Source organism: Flavobacterium sp. EDS (assembly GCF_020991525.1).
Lineage (GTDB): Bacteria > Bacteroidota > Bacteroidia > Flavobacteriales > Flavobacteriaceae > Flavobacterium.
Genome location: NZ_JAJMOZ010000003.1, coordinates 85822 through 109839, shown reverse-complemented (window position 1 = coordinate 109839; position 24018 = coordinate 85822). Strand labels below are relative to the sequence as shown.

Here is a 24018-nt window from a genome sequence, read left to right as displayed (position 1 = left end):
TTACTACCTAGATAAACTTGGCAATAGTAACATAAATCATCCCTAACAGCCACAATATTGTCTTTCTGACGAAGGAAGAATCTCCGTAAGAAATTCAGTTACTATGAGTGTAATATATATATGATTCTTTGTTGCTTTTTTTAGATTGTAGAGTTACTCGTGAAGATTCTTCCTTCGTCAGAAAGACAAGTTTGAGAAAAATCTCCGTGATTATATAAAATATCCATCCACTTTGTACCCTCCTCTTAACTACTTTTTTTTAATACTAACATAACACCATAAAACAATCACTTAAACTTAATACTCTAGCTTTGTTTTAATTAAAACAGATAATAAAGTATGATTGTATTTTTAAAAGTGCTTGTTATTATTATAATACTCTACCTGCTCATAATTATTTATCTTTCTATTAAACATCCTGTTATAAGCTGGGATTGGACTAAAAGAAACACCAATAATTTAAACTTCCCTAAAGATTTTCATTGGGGAACTGCTACTGCGGCACATCAAGTTGAAGGTGGCCACACTAATAGCAACTGGTCTTGGTGGGAAAATCAAAAAAACGAAAAAGGTAAACCGCGAATTGATAATGGTGATAAAGCAGGGCTTGCCACCGATCATTGGAATCTATATCCCAAAGATATCGAGCTCATGCAGGAACTAGGCGTTAACTCCTATCGCTTCTCTTTATCATGGAGTAAAATAAACCCTGAGGAAGGAAAATTTAACTCCGATGCTATTCAACATTACTCGGATGTAATTGACAGCTTATTAGCTAAGCAAATCATCCCAAACATTACCTTGCACCATTTTGAAGAACCGCTGTGGTTTATGAATAAAGGAGGATTTGAAAAAGAAGAAAACATCTCTTACTTTTTATTGTTTGTAAAAACTGTATTTGAAAAATATAATGATCGCGTTACATATTGGACAACATTTAATGAAATTAATGTGTACACAAATCTGGCTTTTATGTCAGACATATTTCCTCCAGGCAAAAAGAATTCAAAAATTGCAGGAAGGGTTTTGAAAAATATATTAATTACCCACACACAAGCTTATAAAATGATAAAAAACCTATCAAATGGTAAGGAATCACAAATAGGGATTGTAAAAGACATTTTTTTCTTTGAACCTAAAAATAGATGGAATTTACTCGATTGGATTGGAGCTTTGGTTGCTAATGACAATTTTAATAATTCATCATTAAACTTCTTCGAAACAGGAAAATATCATTTTGGAGTTCCATTTCAAGCTAATGAAAATTATTTCGACAAAGATGCTCCTAATACTATAGACTTTATGGGTCTCAATTATTACTCGCATTATGCTACTACATTTAAGTTCATTGAGCATGAAAAAATGTTTTCACCTGTGGCTGGTGAAGATATGACTGATATGGATTATACTGTTTACCCTGAAGGAATTTATAGAGCAATTAAACGAATGTCACGAATCAGAAAACCAATCATTATCACTGAAACAGGTATTGCCGATGCCAAAGACAACAAAAGAGGCCTGTTTATAGAAAGAGAAATATTTGCCATATCAGAAGCTATAAAAGATGGATATGACGTAAGAGGATATTATTATTGGTCTTTAATTGATAATTTTGAATGGAGTTTAGGATACGATAAAAAATTCGGATTGTATTCAGTAAATCTAGAAACGCAAGAAAGAAAATTAAAAAATGGAGGTAAACATTATCAGGCAATTATAAAACGTTTTTCAAACAAAAAACAATGATAAAAGCAATTTTATACAAAAAAGTAAGAATATTTTAAATATCTAATGGCAATTACAATCGCTTTTACAACCTCATAAACAACCAATTAACAAGAATATTAAACTTAAACCCACTATAAATAAAGGATTTATTTTGTAGTTCGGAACACCTTTAGTATCTTTCGCTCTAGATTTAAAGTAAAAACCTTATACATTGACAAAATGTTAGAAGAAAAGAATGATAACCTGCAAGAGGCAGATGGAAAATTAGAAATTGAATCTGCAAATTCAACTGAAAACAATGAAACTGTTTCAGTTGAAATTAATGAAAGTGAATCGGAAACCATTGTATCTGAATCTGAGAATACAATAGCTCCTTCTAACGAAGAGTTATCAGATAAAGGAACTGTTGCCGAAACTCAAAACCAGACTGCACTAGATGCAATAACCAATTCTAATGCCGAAGAAAGTGAAGATGAAACGCTGAAAGAGCGCCATGACCTTCCGATGCACGATTATAATACTTTTTCGCTAGACGAACTAGTAGCAGAGCTAAAAAAATTAGTCTCGTCAGATAAGGTTATGTCTGTAAAAGAACATATTGAAGAAATCAAAAAATCGTTTTTGCTACAGTACAATCATCTTATCGAAGAAAAAAGAGAAGAATTTAATACTGAAAATCAAGATCCAAACGAAGAATTTCAATATCATTCTCCTTTAAAAACGAAATTTGATGAATATTACAACATATTCAGAGATCATAGAAATGCTCACTTTAAAAGCCTACAAACCAATCTGAAATCTAATTTAGAAAACAGATTAGCCATTGTTGATGAGTTAAAAGAGCTTATTAATCCGCAAGAAAACATAAAAGATACTCTTAAACATTTTAATGAACTAAGAGAAAGATGGAAAAATGCAGGTTCAATTCCAAAAGATAAATACAATCACGTATGGAATAACTACCATTTTCATGTAGAAAATTTTTATGATTATTTACATTTAGATCGCGAAGCAAGAGATTTAGATTTTAAACACAATCTGGAACAAAAACAAAAAATTGTTGCTCGCGTAGAAGAATTAGTAAATGAAGCAGATGTAAGCAAAGCATTTAGAGAGCTACAAGATTTACATAAAATCTGGAAAGAAGATATTGGTCCTGTTTCTAAAGAACACCGTGATGAAATATGGAATAAGTTTAGTGAATTAACTAAAAAAATTCATGATAAACGCGAAGTTTTATTCGAAAACATTAGAGGTTCAGAACTTGAAAACCTAGAAGTTAAGAAAAATATCATTTCACAAATCGAAGCTCTTGCTACCGAAAAAGTAAATACACACTCTTTATGGTTGCAACAAATAGAAAAAGTAGAAGCTTTACGTTCTGCATTTTTTGCAGCCGGAAAAGTTCCTTCAGATGTAAACGAAGCTACTTGGAGTGCTTTTAAAACTGCCGTTAGAAATTTTAATACTTTTAAAAACTCTTTTTACAAGGACATTAAAAAAGACCAAAACGACAATTTAAATAAAAAAATGGCCTTGGTAGCCAAAGCCAAAGAATTACAAGAAAGTACCGATTACGAGGCAACTACTCCTATAATGAAAAAAATTCAGGAGGAGTGGAAACAAATTGGTCATGTTCCTAGAAAATACTCTGATAAAATCTGGAAAGATTTTAAGGATGCTTGTAATAGTTATTTTGACAAATTAAAAGAACATAAAAACGAAGAAAATGGTGATGAAGTAGCTGCTTTTGACAATAAAAAAGCATACTTAGAAACTATTAGAGAATTCCAACTTACCGGTGATCATAAAACTGATCTTGATGCTATAAAATTACACATCGAGACATGGAAAGGCTTCGGAAAAGTACCTTTCCCTAGACGTCATATCGAAGGTAAATTCAATAAAATTCTAGATGCGCTTTTTGAAAAATTAAGCCTAAGCAAAAAAGAAACAGAAATGATTCGTTTTTCAAACAGAATTGATAATTTATCAGAAAGCAACGATACGAGAAAATTAGACAACGAGAAAATTTTCTTAATGCGTAAAATTGAAGAAGTTCAAAATGAAATTTTCCAATTAGAGAATAACATTCAGTTCTTTACCAATACAAAAAATGCTAAAAAAGAAAATTCAATAGTTCTAGAAGTTCGCAAAAACATTGCACTTCACAAAGAAAGCCTTGATGTTTGGAAAGAGAAATTACACCAATTAAGAAATTTAGATTCAAACAACTAATTTTTTAGAATACACATATAAGAAAGAGCGATAATTCATTTTATCGCTCTTTTTTGTTTCTCACACTTATTCTATCTGGAAAAATTTAACCGCAAAGCGCACAAAGTTTTTTAAGTAAGATTTCTCGCAAAACCGCAAAGTCCGCAAAGCTTTGTGAATTTTGTATTCTGTGTGAATTTTGTATTCTTTGTGGACTTTGCGTAAATCTTAGCGTCCTTTGCGTTTAAATCACTTAATTTACCACATCTGCGTTATCTGTACATTCCTTTATACCGACATACAGAACAATATAAATCTTATTTAATAAATGCCTCCAAAAGCGGACAATTATATTGCTTGAATGTTTTTGTCGTGTTGTAAACAGTATAAAAATTAGTTATTTCTTTTCCAGTTTTAAAAGCGACACGCTCATCTTCCGAAATAATAAAATCTCTATAATAATCATAATAATTACATTCAAAGATCATTAAACTTGCCATTGCTTTTTCTTCTTTATTTTTAGACATCTTCAATGCTTTTTCATAATACATTTTAGCCAATGTACATCGATAATAATTTGAGTTTTGATACTTCATCTCTGCATCATAATTATTCTCTCCATAAACATAATCTGAATATGTTTGTTTATTACCATAAGATGACCAATCGTAAGCGATCATCATCCAAGAGTTCCCCCAATAAGAAACATTAAAATAAGCATGTCCTAATAGTAAATTGCTTTTAACTGTGTTTTCTTTTTTCAATTCAATCAATCTAGCTACAAACTCAGCTTTATTAAAATGATAATTAAACTTTCTCTCTTTTTGTTTCTGTAATACTTTAGGAGTAAATGGATCTTCATTAAGATACGTCTTATACTCGTAATTTTTTTGCCAAAAATTAGCTGGCATACTAGCAAATATTTGATAAGCTACTGCCAAATTATTTTTCCTAAAAGCAATAGTTCCTTTTACATCTCTATAATAATTCACATTGGGTGCTATTGTCCCTGCACAAATATATTTTTCAAACGGGGTTTTATTCACTTTCTGATACAGAGCTATCAAATTATCCATATCATCTAAAGTTGCAAATCTTTCAAAATAACCTATATATTGATAAAAAGATGGAACATCATAATACCAAGAATCAGAAGCTTCTTTCTTGAGATTAGATTTTAAGAACAATAAACCTGCAGTTGCTTTATCTCCTTGCTTTGAAAACTCATTACTTGCAATTCTGTATAAACTATATAAGTTTTTAAGCAAACTATTATCTTTTTCGACCAAGTTCTCTATTGCATTAAAATAATTAAAAAGATTCTTTTGAGTATTTTTATCTTGTAAGTCATCTTGCTTTAAAGCCACAAGAGCCAACTGGATGTTCTTTTGCAATTGAATTGAAGTATTTGCTTTATCAGAAATCATTGCAACATACTTTTTTCCTAAATCTATTTCATCATCTATAAAGCATAATTGCGCAATTGCCGATGAAATAAAATCTTTTTGTTCTCCCGATACTTTAGCATGAACTCCTATCAAGAATTCCCTCAATTCTTTTAGGTAGAAAATATCTTTATTAAAATTATCGGTTTTGGCCTTTTCATAATTATCATACCAACTCATTTGGTCAAAACTTACTGAAGGAATTTTACTAGATGAATATTTAGGAGTAAAAATCCAATCTTCGAGTTTATTAATTTCTCTTTGAACCAAAAAACTAAAATAAACACTATTAGAATCAAGATTATATACTTGTTTTATTGTACTTAAGTCTGGTGCAGGATTTCGCATACTTTCGATTATCAAAATCATGTTACGCTCTTCATCATTTTTCGCCAAACTTAATGTAGCTGCTGTTTGCCTAAAATTATAATGTTGCATTACCGCAAATGATTTATCATCACAAGAAGCAAAAACTTTACTTAATAAATAATTTCGAAGAGGATAATCATCAATACACAATGCTTTATAATACAAGGCCCAAGGTTCTAAAATTGTATTTTTATCTTTAGCAAAATAAGTATCATATAAACGAATCACTTCAACTTTATCTGCTCTATAAAAACGATCTCTCAGAATAAGAAATGCGTAACGTTGTTTTAAAAAAGAATCCTTAATAGATGCTATTTTTTTTTCATAATCACCTAATGCAACATTATTTACATTTTCCTGATAGCTGTTTATACTGCTCCAGGATTCCCATTTTAAACTTGAAACATTATTATACTCTAACTTTTTTGCAAATACCAGATAATCTAAAAAGGCTTTATTCTTTGACAGCAACAAAGTTGCAATAAAGGAGTTCTTAGCAAAAGTCTGCTTTAATATTTTTTTCTGATATGCTTCTTGAAATTTATCCGAGTCTGTTTCATACAGGATTGTATAAATATCTGCTGTGGCAACATTAGTCCCAATTTTTTTCTGCCACTCTAAACAGTTTATTTCCTGATCTTTATTAGATACCTCACTAACTTCATGAAAGTTATTAGCCGAATAACAAAAATAATGTAGTTTAAGAAACCCATTCCTTTCTGATTTAAACAAGACCAATCGACTCGCTTCTGCAGATTCTTCCCATCCACAAGCAAACGAAATCTGAAAAGCAAATAATAAAATTATGCTAGTGAAAACGCGCATAATAACCAGAAATGTTTTTGATGCCGTAATCATGGATGTATTTTTTATCAAATGAAAAAAATGTAACCTTCGTATTATCATTAAAAGGCACCCTGTTTTTTATAATCGAAATCATTTTATTAATCTCATCGTCTGAGATTTTTTCGATTCTTATCTCATCACCATTACGCAAATACGTTTGCCCCACTAAAACATCATCTTGAAGTACATATCTATTAGCTGTAATCTTTTTAAATCTTACACTATCTTTAATAAAACTCTCATAATCAGAAACGACACCTTTAAAATTACTCCCTCTAAAAATAACTGTCCAACTAAATAATGGCAATGCTACATCTAAATCGAGTTCATAATCACTATGTGTAATATATTTTTCTAATTCATCACTTGTCCCAATAGAGTTTTTTGCCATATAATCATTTGGATTTGACAAATTGTAACACATCAACAATCCTCTATCAACTGGGGGAATTCCCGCTTTTTCATAATATTTATATTGCCATAACCTTATGGTTGCTGACAATTGACAGTTTTCTAATTCTTTTTTAATCTGCTCTAGCAAATAAAAATAATTCTCTTTTGATTGTTCAGTCCAATCACAATCAATTAGTACTTCATTAAAATTAGGTTCTAACTTAGCTAATTCAACTGCTTTAATAGAATCGAAATTTAATCTTTTTCTGAAATCACCTTTTTGTGTATAATAACCAGCATACAAAATTTTACTGGCGTTTGTCTCTGCTTTATGATTTACATACCTCTGTCCAATTTCTTTTATTCTTTTCTGAATTTGTTTAGCCAAAGTGTCTAATTGTCCCTTACTTGATTCTAACACAACGGCATTGGTAATAAAAATACTAGGTGTTATCTCTGGATTGGTTTCATTAAAATCCAATTTCTTTATTGTCGCTACAGGAAGTGGTTCCTTTTTATACGGATTCCAGTCTACATCAAAAAAACGAACATATATATGTTTCACATCCAAACTCTTACAAATTGAATCATCTTCATTGTCAAAATAAGCAGTCGTTCTCCAATAACAAAAAGAGCGAATCACTTCTTGTTTATTAACACATCCGGAGTTATTTATTACTACGAATAGTAATACAATAATTAAGCTTCTCATTTTTATTAATACTTACAAATTTTAAGCTAAAATACAGCATAATATGGTAACGTTATTCATTTTTTTAAACAATTTCAAATTTCGATTGTTACCTTTGCAAAAAAAAACAAATATGTCAAACATTTATATCGGGTATCACTTCACGATTGAACCTAAAGAATTAGGATCAGAAATACTAATTGCTGAATTAGGTGAGAAAGCATTTGAGAGTTTTACCGAAACTGAAACTGGGATTTCTGCATTTGTACAAAAAGATTTATGGGACGAGGCTATTCTAGAGGATATTCATATTTTACAATCGGATGAATTTAAGATTGAGTATACATTTGAAGAAATTGAGCAAGTAAATTGGAATGAAGAATGGGAAAAAAACTTCGAGCCTATTGATGTTGACGGAAACTGTCATGTTCGTGCTCCTTTTCATCCAAAAACAAATGCTAAGTTTGACATTGTAATCGAACCAAAAATGAGTTTTGGTACAGGTCATCACGAAACAACTCATATGATGATTCAGCATTTATTAGAAATGGATGTTAACGGATTAAAAACTTTAGATATGGGTTGCGGAACTGCTATTCTTGCTATTCTTGCCGAAATGAAAGGTGCTCAACCTATTGATGCAATTGACATTGATAATTGGTGCTATTTAAACTCAATAGAAAATGCAGAACGCAATAATTGCAAGCATATCACCGTTTATGAAGGTGATGCGGCATTATTAGCTGGTAAAAAATACGATTTGATTATCGCTAATATCAACCGTAATATTTTACTAAACGACATGCAAAGTTATGTTGATTGCCTAAATCCAAAAGGGACTTTATTATTAAGTGGTTTTTATGAAGAAGACATTCCTTATATTGATGCTTCATGCACAGAAAAAGGATTGAAATATGTTAAAAAATTTCAAAGAAATAATTGGGTTTCTTTAAAATATGTAAATTTGTAGTTAATCAATTACAACAGTACAAAAACAAAAAAAAATGAGTACTAAAGAAAAAGTAAAAGAAAGAGTTCGGGAAAAAGAAGCAATATCTTTTAACAACGAAATCATCGTATATAATGATGATGTAAATACTTTTGATCATGTAATAGAAACATTAATTCGCGTGTGCAATCATACACCCGAACAAGCTGAGCAATGCTCTTTAATTGTTCATTACAACGGAAAATGTACCGTAAAAACGGGCTCGATGGATAAATTAAAACCACAATGTACCCAACTTTTAGAAGCTGGACTAAGCGCAGAAATCGTTTAATTTAATTATCAATAATTTAAAAAATTGTGTAATTTATTCTATATTTGAATAAAATACACAATTTTTTTTATGGAAGAATACGGAAAAATACTAATTATTGCAATGCCGATTTTTTTATTATTAATTATAATCGAGAAATCGTATGGTTTATACATTAAACAAGACCACGTCCCTCTTATCGATAGTGTGTCTAGTGTCAGTTCTGGCATTACCAATTCTGTAAAAGATGTCCTAGGTCTCACCATCACTTTTATTTCGTATGAATGGCTAGTTTCTAAAATTGCCATTTACCACATAGAAAATACTATAATTACCTATATCGTTGGATTCTTTGTCATTGATTTTTATGGCTACTGGAGTCATCGCTTGTCTCATCAAATTAACTTTCTTTGGAACAAACATGCCATCCATCATAGTAGCGAAGAATTTAATCTTGCTTGTGCCTTACGTCAACCTATTGCCAGTTTTGTTAATTTGTTTACTTTTTTACTAATTCCAGCTGCCTTACTTGGCGTTCCTGCAACTGTAATTGCTATTACACTGCCACTGCATTTATTTTTACAATTTTGGTATCATACCAAGTATATCAAAAAAATGGGTGTTTTGGAACATATATTGGTAACTCCATCCCATCACAGAGTACATCATGCTATAAATCCTGAGTATTTAGATAAAAACCATTCGCAGATATTCATATTCTGGGATAAACTTTTTGGTACTTTTCAAGAAGAATTAGACACTGTTCCGCCTGTTTTTGGTATTACAAGACCAGCAAACACATGGAATCCCATCCGAATTAACTTTCAGCATTTATCATTACTAATAAGTGATGCATGGCGAGCTGAGAACTGGAAAGATAAATTCACCATTTGGTTTAAACCTACTGGTTGGCGCCCAGAAAATTTTGAAGAAAAGTACCCTGTCAATAAAATTACTGATGTATATAATTACACCAAATATGGAATTGATAATTCTACGAAACTCGTTTATTGGTCGATTACTCAAGTAATGATAACACTCCTGTTTGTAAGTTACTTGTTCAGCAATATTGCAAAGATTGGTTTCCCGAATATCTTTTATTATGGTTTTTTTATTTTCATAACGATTTATAGTTATACGGAATTAATGGATAAAAACCGTTTTGCTATTTTGTGGGAAAGCCTACGTTTAGTTACTGCTCTTGTTATTATTTATCATTTTGGAGATTGGTTTGGACTTAATTCTGTTTTTCCTTTTGGCAACATTGCAATTATCGGATACCTTATTATTTCTTTATTAATCTCAATATACTTTGTAAAAGTAGATTTTAAAACTATAAAACCTGTTCTGGTAAACTCTTAAAAACAAATTATGAAAAGCCCTTTACTCTTAAAATTCTATATTGGTTTTAGTTTTTTCTATCTTTTAATTCTTCTTTACAATCTCGAAAATATTGCCTGGTACTTAAAGGGATTGCTTATTCCTATTTTATGGCTTGCCGTTTATTTTTCTGAAGATTTTCCGTCAAAAAAAATTCTTCTTGGTGCTTTATTATTCTCATGGATTGGTGATGTGATTTTATTATTTGCTAATATTTCCGAAATCTATTTTATATTAGGCTTGGTAGCTTTTTTAATATCTCACGTTATTTATATCATTCTGTTTAACAAACAAAACAAGCCCGATGTCCCTAAAAATAAAGGTGTTTTCTTTATTGGTTTGGGATTTATTTTAGTTTATTTAACCACCATGCTTACCGTTTTGCTACCAAAACTTGGCGATTTACAACTTCCTGTAATTGTTTATGCTTTAACTATTTCCACGATGCTTTTGTACGCTTTTAGTGGCTATTTAATCTGGGAAAAACCTGCAAACACCTATATTTTTATTGGAGCTATTGTTTTTGTACTTTCGGATAGCATCCTAGCAATGGATAAATTTTATGAGCCCATTTATAAAAATTCATTTTTTATTATGCTCACCTATCTTATGGCACAGTATCTGATTGTAATTGGTATTCTAAAACTGAATTCAGTAAGAACAAAATAAAAGGCTCATTAAACTTAAGTAATTTTTTGCACGCAGATTTTGCAGATTTAGCAGATTTTTTTTAATCATTTTAATTCTTGAAATCTGTGACTTATTTTATCAAAACCTTTTACATTTGTATCATTAAACTGCCAAAAAAACATGAAAAAAATAGCTCTTTTTATCATCTTACTTATTACAGCTACATCTTGTGTTAGTACAAAATCTACTCTAAAAAATGTAGATGATAATGCGCCAAACTTAACTTTAAACAAAGACAATACGTTTATAATCACTCAATATAGCAAAGACAAAAAGTATGGTTATAACAAAGATTATCCTGTAAATATATTCTATAGAACATCTAAAGATGAAGTCATTAATCAACAACGCTTTTTAAACGCTCTGGCTGGACCAAATGGAGAAAAGATAACGTATACTAAACTTGAAAGTTGCTGTCCCTTCCCTAGCAAAAGAAGCGATATGGGAGCTGGTTTTCTTGATGTTTATGAAATAAAATGGGAAGGACAAAAAAAACCAATCAATTTATATCTTAATATCTACGAAAAGGGAGTTTTAATGGTTCCACTTGGATTGACTTTGAAGAAATAGAAGAAAGACCTAGAGAGGAAAGAAACAAGATTTGAAGAAGCAAAACTTAAAAATGATAAACTTGAAAGAGAACGATTCTTTTTAAAACTATAAAAATGCTAAATATTGCGCCTTTTATTTTACTTATTTCACCTGTACTATTCCAATTAATAGTTGGAACTAAAATCATATTCGACAAAAAACCAACTAAACTTAAATTTGGAAAAATAAGCTTAATGAGCTTTATCTCTCAAATATTTTTTTCTGTTGCAGCTGTTTTCATAACCAATTATAATATTTCTAAATATTTTGATCAACATCCAAACACAACAAGATGTGGAATGCCTTTTTTAGGAGTTATAGTTGGTGTTGTTTTTCTTGTCATTCTTCTGTGCATTATTATAGTTCTTCAGTTTTTAATTAAAAAATGGAAAGGAAGAAGAGTAAAATAAAACTCTATTTATGCTCAAAACAAAAACAGTTTATATAATTTTTAATTCTCCAATAAACTAAAAAAACTGTACTCTAAAGTACGCCAACAATTATACATGATAAATATCATTAATTAGTTTCTGGCAATGACTTAATATTGCCTTTGCTTATTTCACTTCTTCTTTATTTTTTATAGCTGTTGAGTGAATTGAGTTTAATGTGGAAATCATTTTCTGAAAAAATCTTGTTTTTTTTGAGATTTACTAAGCGATCAGCTGTGGCTTATGTAAAGAGTAAGAAAAAAGATTTTGAGAAAAATAGTACAATGGATAGCAGGAAATGCTCGTTAAAAAATTCCTAATTCTTAATCTGTAAATCGTAAATCATAACTACCTTTGCACTGTCTTAAAAATTTATACTATGAACATACAACATATTCCACAAATTAAGCATACAGATAGCGGTAATTTCTTTTTATTAGCAGGACCTTGCGCCATTGAAGGTGAAGAAATGGCGATGCGTATTGCTGAAAAATTAATTGGTATTACCGACAAACTTGAGATTCCTTATGTATTTAAAGGGTCATTTAAAAAAGCAAACCGTTCTAGAATCGATAGTTTCTCTGGAATTGGTGACGAAAAAGCATTAAAAATTCTAAGAAAAGTTTCTGAAACTTTTCATGTTCCTACTGTAACTGATATTCACACTAATGAGGATGCTGATATGGCTGCTCAATATGTAGATGTTTTACAAATTCCTGCATTTTTAGTACGTCAAACTGATCTTGTTGTAGCTGCTGCCAATACTGGAAAAGTGGTTAACTTGAAAAAAGGACAATTTATGAGTCCTGAAAGCATGAAACATGCTGTACAAAAGGTATTGGATTGTAACAATCAAAACGTAATGGTTACTGATCGCGGTACTATGTTTGGCTACCAAGACATGATTGTAGATTATAGAGGAATCCCAACAATGCAGCAATATGCTACTACAGTTCTTGATGTAACACATTCATTACAACAACCAAATCAAACTGTAGGTGTAACTGGCGGAAGACCTGATATGATCGAAACAGTTGCCAAAGCTGGTATAGCAGTAGGTGTTGATGGAATTTTTATCGAAACTCATTTTGACCCGGCTAACGCCAAAAGTGATGGTGCAAACATGTTGCATTTAGACTATTTTGAAGATTTAATGACAAAATTAGTTGCCATCAGAAAAACCATTAATCAATTTTAAACTTATTACTTTGAAAACTAATTTTATATTATTTTTCTTGTTGTGTTTTTCAGTAAACACTTTTGCACAAGAACAAATGGCAGTACAAGAAAAATATACAGCACATAATAAAGGGAAATTCTTCGTTTCTTGGGGTGGTAACAGAGAAAGTTACAGCAAATCTGATGTTAACTTTAGAGGGAAAGATTACAATTTTACAGTAGAGAACATGTCTGCTCATGACAAACCTAAAGGATGGCATATGGATTATGTTAATCCTGCAAGAATGACCATTCCTCAAACGAATCTACGCTTAGGTTATTTTTTTAGCGATCATTACAGTGTAACGATTGGATTAGATCATATGAAATATGTAATGACTCAAGATCAAACAGCAATTGTTAACGGATATATTAATTCACCTGAAAATCATAATGGTATCTACAACAATACACCTGTGGATTTTACAGATGGTAAATTCTTAATGTACGAACATACAGATGGTTTAAATTATATTAATACAGAGGTTTCTAGATTCGATGATGTTTCAAAATGGTTTGGCTTACCTAATACAGATAAATTTCAAATTAATTTGACTGAAGGTTTAGGTGCTGGAATTTTATATCCTAAAACAAATACAACTCTTTTAGGTAAAGATCGTCATGATGATTTTCACGTTTCTGGATATGGCGTATCCGCAAAAGCGGGAATTAACTTAACTTTCTTCAAACATTTTTACATTCAAGGAGAGTTAAAAGGTGGTTATATTAACATGCAAGACATTCGAACTACCAAAAGTAGCGATGATAGTGCTTCTCAAGACTTTTTCTTCTTCCAGAGAATTATTGCTTTCGGAGGTATCTTCAGATTATAATTACAAATTCATAAAAAATAGTCATCATTTTATTTGGTGACTATTTTTTTTATCATTTACTTTGTAATTCAAAGTACTTTATATGGAAGATAAATATTTACAGGATATTACTGAAATAAAAAACATGATGAATAAATCTTCTCAGTTTATTTCATTAAGTGGTTTATCAGGAATTATGGCAGGAATATATGCTCTTATTGGCGCTCATATTGCCAATGGTCTTATTGAGAGCCATTCGGGTTATTATGTAACTTTAGAAAGTAAAACTTTTAAGTTAATTGTATTAACTGCTTTTTTAGTATTGGTATTCTCTATTATAACTGCTGCAATATTAACTGTAAGCAAAGCCAAAAAACAAGGAGAAAAAATATGGAATTCTACTTCTAAAAGAGTATTAGTTAATTTTTTGATTCCGCTTGTTACTGGTGGTATTTTCGGCTTACTTTTGCTCCGAAATGGCTATTATGGCTTAATTGCTCCTGTTACTCTCCTATTTTACGGATTAGCTTGTGTAAATGCTAGTAAATATACTTTGAGAGACGTACGTTATTTAGGTATTACAATAATTATTCTTGGCTTAATTGCTACTGAATTCTCTGGTTATGCGCTGGAATTCTGGGCATTGGGTTTTGGAGTTTGTCATATTCTATACGGAAGTATTATGTATTTTAAATACGATAGGAAATAATCTTTATTAGTCATAATTCAAAAAGTAAAACATGAAAAAATTTAAATATATTTTTGCTGGAGTTACCTTAATTATTAGCTTTTGTTTTGCTTTATATATCACTAAGCAATTTTTTCCGAATGATCCATTTTCGAAAGCAACTGTTGAAAATCCGAAGCTAAAGGATACTCTTTTGGATAAAATAAAGGCTGGTGATTTAATTTTTCAAACCTCTGAGTCTAGCCAATGTGAAGCTGTCAGGATCGCTACAAATTCTAAGTTTTCTCATTGTGGAATCGTTTATATTTTAGACGGCAAGCGTTTTGTTTTTGAAGCTGTTCAACCTGTAAAACTAACCCCTCTTGATGAATGGATTCAGCATGGTAAAGATCAAGATTTTCTTGTAAAACGATTAAAAGACACAACTGCCTTAACTCCTACTACTATTGAAAAAATGGAAATTTATAGTCGAAATTTTCTTAATAGTGACTACGATTCTTATTTTGGCTGGTCTGATGATAAAATGTATTGCTCTGAATTAATTTGGAAGATTTATAAAAATGGAGCTGGTATCGAATTATGCCCGTTGCAGAAATTAAAGGATTTTAACCTAACTGATTCAAAAGTTAAAGCTAAATTAAAAGAACGATATGGAAACAATATTCCGCTTGAGGAAGCTGTAGTTTCTCCTTCAAACATTGTTGACTCTAAATTGTTAAAAACCGTAATTGATACCTACTAAAAATTGAAAAGCATCATTCAAAATATAAATAAAGCCTTTGACCATCGAATTCGACTTGGAATCATGTCTGTATTGATGGTCAATGATTCGGCTGATTTTAGCACTCTGAAAGAGCTCTTAGGCGTTACTGATGGTAACTTAGCTAGTCATGCTAAGGCATTAGAATTGGAAAACTATATTGAAATACAAAAACAATTTATTGGCAAAAAACCCAATACGAGTTATAGGGCCACTAAAGATGGTAAACTTGCATTTGTTGCACATATTGACGCTCTTGAAAAATTGATACAGAAGAAATAGCGCCTTTTTTTTACCTATTAACTTTGAAATACAAAGTACTTTCAAAAGAAAACTAACCCGAAAAAACATGAAAGATTTATTAATAGAGAAAATGTATGAATGGTCTCGAAAACCATATCAGAAATACATGAAGAAAAATGCGCCATGGGAAGTAAACAAGTCTCAATTACTTGCTTTTCCGGAAGGAAGTTTAGGATATGGTTTGGGGGATTTTCTTCATAGAAATAACTTTGATATTCAAGCCAAATTAGAGGATCATGATATCATTCATGTTCTAACAAATATTGGAATTTCTGTAGTAGATGAAATTGGTATGCAATACTATCTTTTGGGAAATCGTAAAAAGAGTTTGTACTTGTATATGGTGATTCTGTCAGGAACTGTCTTCTATCCTACACAACTTTGTTATTTCTTAGAACAATATAAAAGAGGAAAAAAAGCGATGCCTTTTTATTATTTGGATTTCTCCAAAATGTTATCCACTCCTATTCTATCAATTCAAAAAACTTTTAAAATCTAAAACTATGAAAAACTTAATTAATGAAGAAAAATTTGAATGTAGAGCATCTACTGAACTAACCATTGGTAGTCTTATAATTTGTTCGCTCTTTTTTGCACTGTTTGTACTTGTAAAAGACAACTCTTATATCTTGATTGTTGGCTTTCTTTTTAGCGTTGCTGCTTTATTTCTTAATGCCATCATGCTATTTCATTTAGTAGAGAGTTTCATTTCTCTACCAAGTCAAAGGGACTATATAGGTCGTAAAATCTTAATTCTATTATCAAACATTCCTATTGCGCTTTTGTATTATACAATCATTATTAAACTTAATTTATTATAAAACCTTAAAACAACTTTACCATGGAAACAAACGAAACTCCAAAACCCACTTCTATTTTTCAGTCTAATACTGCCAAGATGATTATGGTAGGTTTGCTTACTCTATTTTTGCTAGTTCCTCTGGAATATGTGAAGAATTTAATTTCGGAACGCTCTTATAGACAAAACGATGTTATCTCTGAAATCAATGACAAATGGGGAGAAAGTATCTATATCTACGGACCTATATTAAAAATCCCATATACTTCTTACGAAGAAACTGTAACGATAAATGAAAAAACCAAAGAAACTGTAAAACAAAAAGTAGCATCTACAAAATATGCTTACTTTTTTCCTCAAGAACTAAATATCAATTCGAATATTGATACAAAAATACTGAATAGAAACAATTACGAGTCGGCTGTTTTTACTACTAATATGAAGTTTAAAGGTAATTACATTCGACCTGATTTTAGCAGTAAAAATATTGCTCCAGAGGCTATTCAGTGGGACAAAGCAACGATTTTAATTAAAACTACAAATCTAAAAAGCATAAAAGAGGAAGTGAAAATTAATATAGGAGCTACTCACTATGTTTTTGAACCTGTATATAATTCATCTAAATCTGATACTACTGAGGCTCTTGAAACAGGTTATATCGATTTGACAAAAATACTATCCGCTCCCAAAACTGATTATAGCTTTGGCATTACCTACAATGGTAGTAAGCAAATTAAGATTGTACCGATTGGAAAGACTACTAATGTTGCAATGAAATCTAATTGGGCTTCACCAAGCTTTACTGGTAATTTCTTGCCGGATGATAAAACAAAAAAGATAAGCGAAACTGGATTTATTGCTAATTGGAAAATTTTGCATATCAACAGAGCATTCTCTCAACAAGCTTTTGATATTTTGCCTGATTTAAGTTCATATAGTTTCGGGGTTGACTTTGTAATTCCTGTAGATCAATACCAACAAAACGAGCGTGCCTCTAAATATGGTTTTCTTGTTATTGGGCTTACCTTTTTGATTTTCTTTTTAATCCAGAATATGAGCAAAATTAGTATTCATATTTTCCAATATTCGATGATTGGTTTGGCTCTTATTATGTTTTATACTTTATTAATTTCGATAACTGAACATAGTAATTTTACCAAAGCGTATATTTTATCTGGTATAGCCGTTATATCGCTAATTACAGCGTACTCATTTTCAATTTTAAAGAATAAAAAATTTCCGATATTCATTGGGTTTTCACTCACCGGATTATACACTTTCATTTATGTTATTATCCAATTAGAGAATTATGCATTATTGGTAGGTAGCGTAGGTTTATTTTTAATTCTTGCAGCAGTGATGTACTTTTCTAGAAAAATAGATTGGGGTAATAATTAACTGAAAAAGTTAGATACAATTTGGATGCTGTATAATTTGGAATATCCTTTTATGATATGAAGGTTATGCCTCTTATGCACTGAAAATAATTACATCCAACAGCTTAAAATAATTTCAGATAGCTTATAAGTCAGTAAGCTATCTGAAATTATATTTTAAAAACTAATCTACTATTTATCCTGTTTTAAGCCTACTTAACTCATTAATAAACGAAATAACTTATTTTTTTATATTTCTATGTTTTTTATTTTCTTCAATAAGTAATTTAACTGATCTGCTTCCTGATCGGATAATGCTCCATATACTTCCTCATCGAGTACATGAAGATTTTCATTGACTTTATTCAGTAACGTTTCTCCTTCTTTAGTGATAATAATTGCAATTAAGCGCTTATCAGATGCTACAGTTTCTTTTACTACTAATTTCTTTAAGACTAAACGATCTACCAAACGTGAAACTCCAGCATTTTTTTCGACCATTTGTGCCAATATATCAGAAGTAGATAACGCTTTTTCATTCTCTGCTAATATTTTTAAGACATTGTATTGCTGAGAAGTCAATCCATATCTAGCAAAGAACAATTGAGATTTAGTATAAGCCCAATTGAAAGTTTCAAGTAGATTTAATCCTAATTCTCTTTTTATAGAAGGAAGAGTCTGTTTTTTATCAAAAGCCATAATTTTATCTGTAAAACAAGATTACAAAAAAAAAGAAGAAGCTATTCTCCTTCTTTTTCCTTTAAACATCTTTCAAAGATACTAATTATTGAATTAAATAGCCCCCATCTACAGGCAAATAGGCTCCTGTACAATAGCTGGCATCATCTGACGCTAAAAATAAAAATGTTTTAGCTATCTCTTCTGGTTTCCCTAATCGTTTCATTGCTGTTTTTGATTTTAAATACTCGGCTGCGCCAGATCCTGCATTGTCCATTAATATAGGAGTTTCAATATATCCTGGGCCAATTATATTAACACGAATATTTTCTGTTCCGTTTTCTAGAGCTGCTGCTTTCGTTAACCCTACCACACCATGTTTTGAAGAAACATACGAGGCGATTCCCATATCTGTAACCTGACTCATCACTGAACCGATATTAACGATTGATCCTCCGCCTTGTTTACGCATTTGCGCAATCTGATATTTCATACCGTAAAACACACCGCTCAAATTTACTGCAATTACTTTATTCCACTCTTCAAGTGTTTTTTCATTAACATGACTTAAACTTGTGTCCACAATACCTGCATTATTAAGAGCCACATCCAATCTCCCAAAAATTCTTACTGTTTCATTTACCGCATGTTCCACTTCTTCAGGTTTAGAAACATCGCATTTTACATACGCAGCTTTACCACCTGCTTTTATTATTTCTTGTACTACCTGAGAAGTTTCACTTAAATCAGTAATCATTACTACAGCCCCTTCTTTTGCAATTGCAAGAGCTGAAACTTTACCTATTCCTGAATTCCCTCCAGTAATAAAAGCAACTTTATTTTCAAAACGTTTCATCTTTTATATTTTTAAGTTATTCGATTAAAAATCAAATTTAATGATTAGTCATCAATGTCTAGTCAATAAATAGTTAAATTAAGCATAAAACTAAAAAACTATATAAATCAAACACATAACAATAAAAAACTTAAACAAAAAAATGCCTCCAAATAGTACATTACTTTTTGGAGGCAATTCAAATTAAGTGACTTGTTTTTTTTTAATTAGAATCTAATTATTTCGTTAAGATTCCGTTTTGATCGATTAGATATACTAATGAAGCCATTGTTGCGGCTCCAAGCTCTAGTTCTCTTTTGTTGATTGCATCAAATTTATCATTGGCTGCATGGTGATAATCAAAGTAACGTTGCGAATCTGGCTTTAAACCTGCTTTAACAAGCGTTTTAGACGTTAAGTGTCCAATGTCTGAACCACTGTGCCCTTTTACAAAACTATGTATCAAATAAGGCTCAAATAATCCTTTGTAACTTTCGATTTTCTTAAAGTTTTCATCATCTGTTTCAAATGAGAATCCTCTTGGACTGAATCCTCCTGAATCACTCTCTAAAGCAAAAATATGGTTCTCTTTATTTTTTTGTGCCATTTCTTCATACATAGCTCCACCTCTACCTCCATTTTCCTCATTCATAAACAAGACTACACGAATTGTATTTTTAGGTTTATAACCTAAATTTTTAAGGATACGTACTACTTCCATGCTTTGTACTACTCCGGCTCCATCATCATGTGAACCATCGGCTAAATCCCAAGAATCAAGATGTCCTCCAACAATCATAATGTTTTGTGGATTCTCAGTTCCTTTCATTTCTCCTATTACGTTATGTGATAATACATCTGGTAATTGCTCGCAAGATTGTTTGAAATAAAACTTTAGCGTTGGATTTTTCTTTAAAGATTTACTTAATAATTCAGCTCCATTTGTACTTATTGCGGCGGTTGGTATGTATTCTGATTTTGGCAAATCCCCATAACTTTGTGTTCCTGTATGTGGAAAATCATCTAATCTCAAATTCATAGAACGTACAATTGTTCCTACTGCTCCAAATTTAGCTGCTTCTTTTGCTCCTGCATATCTTTGATCTACACAACCTCCGTATGATTTAAATGTTTCAACATTTTCAGGATCCATTGGTCGGTTAAAGAATACTATTTTACCTTTTACTTTAGCTCCTAGTTCATTTAATTCTTTTATTCCTTGTACTTCGATTACCTCTGCAGTAACTCCTGTTTTTGGTGTTGCGATCGATCCTCCCAATGCTGTAATTGGTACTTCAATTTTAATTTTATTATCTAAAATATAAGCCGTTTCTTTTTCTCCACGAACCCAATGTGGCACCATTACTTCCTGAAGATATACTCTGTCTAGACCTATACTTTCTAACTGATTTTTTGTGTACTGCACTGCCTCAGCTGCGTTCGTTGAGCCTGACAAGCGCCCTCCGATATCATTAGACAGGTATTCTAACCATGTATAACATTTAGAGTTAGTTAAAGCTGATTTGTAAATAGATTTAATATTTTTTTCATCGGGAGTTTGTGCAAATGCAGTTAATCCACTTAAAAATAAAATAGTTAATAAAGATGTTTTTTTCATTGGTTATATGGCTTTTTGAAATTAGTTAACTTTTAGAAGTTCTTTTAATTTCAAAAATAGACAAATTTCTTTGTAACTCTGGTACGTTTTTCTATACGTTTTCTGAAAATAGAATCTGTAATTATTTCACTTCGATGATTTCATTTTTTACACTAATTCCATTCTCATTAAAAGCTTCAATTGTAAAGTAATATTTTGTGCCTTTATCTAAACCTCTAAAATCATACTTACTTTCATCATAAACCATTATGCTGTTGTATAATTTATTTGGATCAATTCCGTAATGAATAGTATAGCCAATTGCATCTGGTTGTTTTTTCCATGAAATCATTGCATTACGAGAGTCAGTCGAACTTCTGTCAACTTTAAACTCCGAGACTGGCTTTGGTTTTTCTAATAATCCATTTCCAAAAACTCTAAAATCAGACACTGCAAATAATCCTGAAGCATTATGTATGTTTACCATTTTTATATAACGCGCATTAATCGATTTTGTTAGCTCTACATAATCATGCGGTACATCTTTGTCATTTCTAGATTTATCTATAACCAAAGTCCAATTTACAGCATCGTCAGACATAAATATCTTATACTGATAATAGATATCCATTGCCTTATTGTATTGTGTTGCTTTATGATCGGCATAATTAATTTGCAGTGCCTTTATTTGCATCTTTCTGCCTAAATCAAGTTGCAACCATTCGCCCGGATTGCTCGTTTTTGCTGACCAATAGGTTTGAATATCTTCATCAGTCAAATTCTTAGCATCGTAGCAAAATTTCTCAAATACCTTTTTTCCACCGTTATCAACTCTATGCGTTTGAACTTCCATACATTCTTCTGAAGAAGAAACGGTTACAGGCTTTTTATACGAAAGTAACATCCAGCCTGAAGAAGTTCCTTTGGTCTGATCACGTTGTTTCGTTGGTAATACTATCGGAAAATCTCCGTATGATGTAATAGAATACATTACATCATCTTTATCGAATCCTGCTGGAAACATATCGATACGACGTTCAAAACGGTCTTTTATAGAGATTTTACACGTTCCTGTATTCCAGTAATTGCCATAATTATCAGCAAAGGTATTTCCGTGTCCAGCACCGATTACAAATCCTCCTGGTTTATATGACATCGGATTGTGTTTTTGGTATACAAATGGACCTAACGGATGATCTCCTACATGTACTCCATTGGCATAGCCTTTAAACTCTGTAGCTGGTGCTCCGTATTGCATATAATATTTCCCATTGTGTTTTGTCATCCACGCTCCTTCGATAAAATTCCCCCAAGGTGCAGGCTCCATATCATTATTAGGTCCAAAACGTTCCCATCCATGATTTGCAGGATCTAAGCCCACAACTTCTTTTATTTCGCCATATGGACGCTGAATATCTTCTACTTCTGTTGCTGCGTATAGTTTTGCATAATCTGCCTGATTTCCTACTGGAAGCCATGTTTTATAATCTACTTCTGTACCTACAAGTGGTAATTTCCCGCTTGAACCATAATACATATACACTTTTTTATCATCGTCCTGAAAAATTGCAGGATCCCAAGTTGGCAACATTGCTGTATTGACATGTCTTGTCCAACGACCCGATTTTGGGTCAGCTGTTTTCCAAATAGGATGATCTTTTTTCCATGTTGAACCTACATAAAACATCGTGTCATTTACAACCCAAGCTGCTGGTGCACATTGATCATCATCGGCTGGTCGTCTCTGGAAACTACCATAAACAAATTCCCAATTGGACATATCTTTACTCCAAAAGAATCCTGCTTGATTGGTTCCAAATAAATAGTACTCGTTTTTATAAGTAATTATCACTGGATCTGCACTCGAACGACGCGATTCTGGAATTCCATTATGATTTTCGGTGGTGTAATTGTATCCAATATTTACAGGATTACAATATGTTGATACAGGTTTGTTTGGATCAAACCATTCTGTCTTTCCAAAAAGGTTCGTTTTAGGTTCTGATCTATGAATTTTACATCCAACCAAAAGCAACAAAAGTGCTATTGAGTATAGTTTATAGTTATTTTTCATCATATCGTTTTATAATTTATAGATAAGTTTAATAGAATCTTATAAAAATCTATTTTTTAATCTTTATTCTTTCACTTAATAACTCAGGTTCATTGGTGGTTATATAGTTAAAATTATTCTCGATAATCCAATCCATATCGTTAATATCGTTAACCGTCCATACATTTAAGGTGATCTTATTATCCTTTGCTTCTTTTATCCAATCTGGATGTTTTTTAAATACTGAATAATGATAATCTACACCAGTAATTTTATCTTTTTTTACTTCCTTCGGCGATTTATTACCTTCTAAATATTGTAATGTTGTTTTAGAATCGACTTCGCGAATTTGTTTCAAGATGTCATAATCAAAACTGATATAAGTAGTTATTTTTTCAGCCTTAAGGCTCTTAACTATTTCAACAGCTTTTAATGCAATTTTTTTTCCTCTTTCTTTACTTACTCCCGAAGGTTTTATTTCACAAACTAAAGTTGTGTGTTTGTTATTTTTTAGTCCTTCTAGAATATACTCTCGCAACGTTGGTAGCTTTTCTCCATTAGAAAGTTTAAACTTAATCAAGTCTGCATATTTTGTCTCTTCTACAATTAGCTTATTATAATGTGGATCGTGATTTATAACAAGCGAATCATCAGCTGTCATAACTACATCAAATTCTGCCCCCACTGCTTTTAAATCGATAGCATGCCTAAGTGCTGCTATAGAGTTTTCTGGTAAATTATTTTTTTTCCATGCTCCACGATGTGCAACAATCCCATTTTTTGTTACATTACATGATGTAAAAACAAATAGTATTAGTATTAGAAATACGCGAAATATTTTAATAGTATTCATGGTAAA

At 31.2% G+C, this 24018-nt stretch carries 23 protein-coding genes; 16 read left to right on the top strand and 7 right to left on the bottom strand.

From position 1 onward, the window contains the following. Window positions 1-339: 339 nt before the first annotated feature. Both LPB87_RS05875 and LPB87_RS05870 read left to right on the top strand, forming a co-directional pair. Window positions 340-1746 (top strand): glycoside hydrolase family 1 protein, encoded by a 1407-nt coding sequence (locus LPB87_RS05875; protein ID WP_230605260.1) that lies wholly within the window; start codon window positions 340-342, stop codon window positions 1744-1746. Between the two features lie 201 nt (window positions 1747-1947). Next, window positions 1948-3966 (top strand): DUF349 domain-containing protein, encoded by a 2019-nt coding sequence (locus tag LPB87_RS05870; RefSeq protein WP_230605259.1) that lies wholly within the window; start codon window positions 1948-1950, stop codon window positions 3964-3966. Between the two features lie 296 nt (window positions 3967-4262). Here the strand turns inward: LPB87_RS05870 and LPB87_RS05865 are convergent, their stop codons facing one another. Then, complete coding sequence (locus LPB87_RS05865) at window positions 4263-6617, bottom strand: hypothetical protein (RefSeq protein WP_230605258.1); 2355 nt, start codon at window positions 6615-6617, stop codon at window positions 4263-4265. Next, the gene (locus tag LPB87_RS05860) at window positions 6568-7710 is read right to left on the bottom strand and encodes a hypothetical protein (protein WP_230605257.1); all 1143 of its coding nucleotides are present in this window, start codon (window positions 7708-7710) and stop codon (window positions 6568-6570) included. The genes LPB87_RS05865 and LPB87_RS05860 overlap by 50 nt, the downstream gene beginning before the upstream one ends. Window positions 7711-7822: 112 nt before the next feature. Here LPB87_RS05860 and prmA point away from each other — a divergent pair, with 112 nt between their 5' ends. From prmA to creD, 14 genes are all read left to right on the top strand, one after another. Beyond that, a complete protein-coding gene (gene prmA, locus LPB87_RS05855) occupies window positions 7823-8659 on the top strand; it encodes a 50S ribosomal protein L11 methyltransferase (protein WP_230605256.1) in 837 nt (278 codons plus the stop codon). 34 nt (window positions 8660-8693) lie between these two features. Continuing rightward, on the top strand, window positions 8694-8969 hold the full coding sequence (locus LPB87_RS05850; RefSeq protein ID WP_129538052.1) for an ATP-dependent Clp protease adaptor ClpS: 276 nt from the start codon (window positions 8694-8696) through the stop codon (window positions 8967-8969). A 69-nt stretch (window positions 8970-9038) separates the two neighbouring features. Further along, a complete protein-coding gene (locus LPB87_RS05845; RefSeq protein WP_129538051.1) occupies window positions 9039-10310 on the top strand; it encodes a sterol desaturase family protein in 1272 nt (423 codons plus the stop codon). A 9-nt stretch (window positions 10311-10319) separates the two neighbouring features. Beyond that, complete coding sequence (locus LPB87_RS05840) at window positions 10320-10997, top strand: lysoplasmalogenase (protein ID WP_230605255.1); 678 nt, start codon at window positions 10320-10322, stop codon at window positions 10995-10997. Between the two features lie 141 nt (window positions 10998-11138). Then, entirely contained in the window at window positions 11139-11588 is a 450-nt protein-coding gene (locus tag LPB87_RS05835; RefSeq protein ID WP_129538049.1) for a 2-dehydro-3-deoxyphosphooctonate aldolase, read from the top strand. Window positions 11589-11683: 95 nt separating this feature from the next. Then, a complete protein-coding gene (locus LPB87_RS05830; RefSeq protein ID WP_129538048.1) occupies window positions 11684-12019 on the top strand; it encodes a hypothetical protein in 336 nt (111 codons plus the stop codon). Between the two features lie 400 nt (window positions 12020-12419). After that, on the top strand, window positions 12420-13238 hold the full coding sequence (gene kdsA / locus LPB87_RS05825) for a 3-deoxy-8-phosphooctulonate synthase (protein WP_035625892.1): 819 nt from the start codon (window positions 12420-12422) through the stop codon (window positions 13236-13238). Window positions 13239-13248: 10 nt separating this feature from the next. Beyond that, complete coding sequence (locus LPB87_RS05820; RefSeq protein WP_230605254.1) at window positions 13249-14091, top strand: hypothetical protein; 843 nt, start codon at window positions 13249-13251, stop codon at window positions 14089-14091. An 82-nt stretch (window positions 14092-14173) separates the two neighbouring features. Further along, on the top strand, window positions 14174-14779 hold the full coding sequence (locus tag LPB87_RS05815) for a hypothetical protein (RefSeq protein WP_129538046.1): 606 nt from the start codon (window positions 14174-14176) through the stop codon (window positions 14777-14779). A 31-nt stretch (window positions 14780-14810) separates the two neighbouring features. Beyond that, window positions 14811-15500, top strand: coding sequence for a YiiX family permuted papain-like enzyme (locus tag LPB87_RS05810; protein ID WP_129538045.1), 690 nt, complete (start codon window positions 14811-14813; stop codon window positions 15498-15500). Window positions 15501-15503: 3 nt separating this feature from the next. Then, on the top strand, window positions 15504-15800 hold the full coding sequence (locus LPB87_RS05805; protein WP_035625903.1) for a transcriptional regulator: 297 nt from the start codon (window positions 15504-15506) through the stop codon (window positions 15798-15800). Between the two features lie 67 nt (window positions 15801-15867). Continuing rightward, on the top strand, window positions 15868-16320 hold the full coding sequence (locus LPB87_RS05800) for a hypothetical protein (RefSeq protein WP_230605253.1): 453 nt from the start codon (window positions 15868-15870) through the stop codon (window positions 16318-16320). A 4-nt stretch (window positions 16321-16324) separates the two neighbouring features. Further along, complete coding sequence (locus tag LPB87_RS05795; RefSeq protein WP_230605252.1) at window positions 16325-16642, top strand: hypothetical protein; 318 nt, start codon at window positions 16325-16327, stop codon at window positions 16640-16642. Window positions 16643-16662: 20 nt separating this feature from the next. Further along, the gene (creD, locus tag LPB87_RS05790) at window positions 16663-18018 is read left to right on the top strand and encodes a cell envelope integrity protein CreD (protein ID WP_230605251.1); all 1356 of its coding nucleotides are present in this window, start codon (window positions 16663-16665) and stop codon (window positions 18016-18018) included. Window positions 18019-18245: 227 nt separating this feature from the next. Here the strand turns inward: creD and LPB87_RS05785 are convergent, their stop codons facing one another. The 5 genes from LPB87_RS05785 to LPB87_RS05765 form a co-directional block, all read right to left on the bottom strand. After that, window positions 18246-18695, bottom strand: a complete 450-nt coding sequence (locus LPB87_RS05785; RefSeq protein WP_230605250.1) for a MarR family transcriptional regulator — start codon at window positions 18693-18695, stop codon at window positions 18246-18248. An 85-nt stretch (window positions 18696-18780) separates the two neighbouring features. Beyond that, window positions 18781-19530, bottom strand: coding sequence for an SDR family NAD(P)-dependent oxidoreductase (locus tag LPB87_RS05780; protein WP_230605249.1), 750 nt, complete (start codon window positions 19528-19530; stop codon window positions 18781-18783). Window positions 19531-19747: 217 nt separating this feature from the next. Next, a complete protein-coding gene (locus tag LPB87_RS05775) occupies window positions 19748-21127 on the bottom strand; it encodes a M20/M25/M40 family metallo-hydrolase (RefSeq protein WP_129538039.1) in 1380 nt (459 codons plus the stop codon). 121 nt (window positions 21128-21248) lie between these two features. Beyond that, entirely contained in the window at window positions 21249-23183 is a 1935-nt protein-coding gene (locus LPB87_RS05770) for a family 43 glycosylhydrolase (protein WP_230605248.1), read from the bottom strand. A gap of 46 nt (window positions 23184-23229) precedes the next feature. Next, window positions 23230-24012 (bottom strand): glycerophosphodiester phosphodiesterase family protein, encoded by a 783-nt coding sequence (locus LPB87_RS05765; protein ID WP_230605247.1) that lies wholly within the window; start codon window positions 24010-24012, stop codon window positions 23230-23232. Window positions 24013-24018: the final 6 nt, after the last annotated feature.

Excerpts from the sequence above, each read along its gene's own strand:
- LPB87_RS05875 (WP_230605260.1), top strand. The coding sequence starts at position 340 with ATGATTGTATTTTTAAAAGTGCTTGTTATTATTATAATACTCTACCTG.
- LPB87_RS05870 (WP_230605259.1), top strand. The coding sequence starts at position 1,948 with ATGTTAGAAGAAAAGAATGATAACCTGCAAGAGGCAGATGGAAAATTA.
- LPB87_RS05865 (WP_230605258.1), bottom strand. The coding sequence starts at position 6,617 with ATGATTACGGCATCAAAAACATTTCTGGTTATTATGCGCGTTTTCACT.
- LPB87_RS05860 (WP_230605257.1), bottom strand. The coding sequence starts at position 7,710 with ATGAGAAGCTTAATTATTGTATTACTATTCGTAGTAATAAATAACTCC.
- prmA (WP_230605256.1), top strand. The coding sequence starts at position 7,823 with ATGTCAAACATTTATATCGGGTATCACTTCACGATTGAACCTAAAGAA.
- LPB87_RS05850 (WP_129538052.1), top strand. The coding sequence starts at position 8,694 with ATGAGTACTAAAGAAAAAGTAAAAGAAAGAGTTCGGGAAAAAGAAGCA.
- LPB87_RS05845 (WP_129538051.1), top strand. The coding sequence starts at position 9,039 with ATGGAAGAATACGGAAAAATACTAATTATTGCAATGCCGATTTTTTTA.
- LPB87_RS05840 (WP_230605255.1), top strand. The coding sequence starts at position 10,320 with ATGAAAAGCCCTTTACTCTTAAAATTCTATATTGGTTTTAGTTTTTTC.
- LPB87_RS05835 (WP_129538049.1), top strand. The coding sequence starts at position 11,139 with ATGAAAAAAATAGCTCTTTTTATCATCTTACTTATTACAGCTACATCT.
- LPB87_RS05830 (WP_129538048.1), top strand. The coding sequence starts at position 11,684 with ATGCTAAATATTGCGCCTTTTATTTTACTTATTTCACCTGTACTATTC.
- kdsA (WP_035625892.1), top strand. The coding sequence starts at position 12,420 with ATGAACATACAACATATTCCACAAATTAAGCATACAGATAGCGGTAAT.
- LPB87_RS05815 (WP_129538046.1), top strand. The coding sequence starts at position 14,174 with ATGGAAGATAAATATTTACAGGATATTACTGAAATAAAAAACATGATG.
- LPB87_RS05810 (WP_129538045.1), top strand. The coding sequence starts at position 14,811 with ATGAAAAAATTTAAATATATTTTTGCTGGAGTTACCTTAATTATTAGC.
- LPB87_RS05800 (WP_230605253.1), top strand. The coding sequence starts at position 15,868 with ATGAAAGATTTATTAATAGAGAAAATGTATGAATGGTCTCGAAAACCA.
- LPB87_RS05795 (WP_230605252.1), top strand. The coding sequence starts at position 16,325 with ATGAAAAACTTAATTAATGAAGAAAAATTTGAATGTAGAGCATCTACT.
- creD (WP_230605251.1), top strand. The coding sequence starts at position 16,663 with ATGGAAACAAACGAAACTCCAAAACCCACTTCTATTTTTCAGTCTAAT.
- LPB87_RS05785 (WP_230605250.1), bottom strand. The coding sequence starts at position 18,695 with ATGGCTTTTGATAAAAAACAGACTCTTCCTTCTATAAAAAGAGAATTA.
- LPB87_RS05780 (WP_230605249.1), bottom strand. The coding sequence starts at position 19,530 with ATGAAACGTTTTGAAAATAAAGTTGCTTTTATTACTGGAGGGAATTCA.
- LPB87_RS05775 (WP_129538039.1), bottom strand. The coding sequence starts at position 21,127 with ATGAAAAAAACATCTTTATTAACTATTTTATTTTTAAGTGGATTAACT.
- LPB87_RS05770 (WP_230605248.1), bottom strand. The coding sequence starts at position 23,183 with ATGATGAAAAATAACTATAAACTATACTCAATAGCACTTTTGTTGCTT.
- LPB87_RS05765 (WP_230605247.1), bottom strand. The coding sequence starts at position 24,012 with ATGAATACTATTAAAATATTTCGCGTATTTCTAATACTAATACTATTT.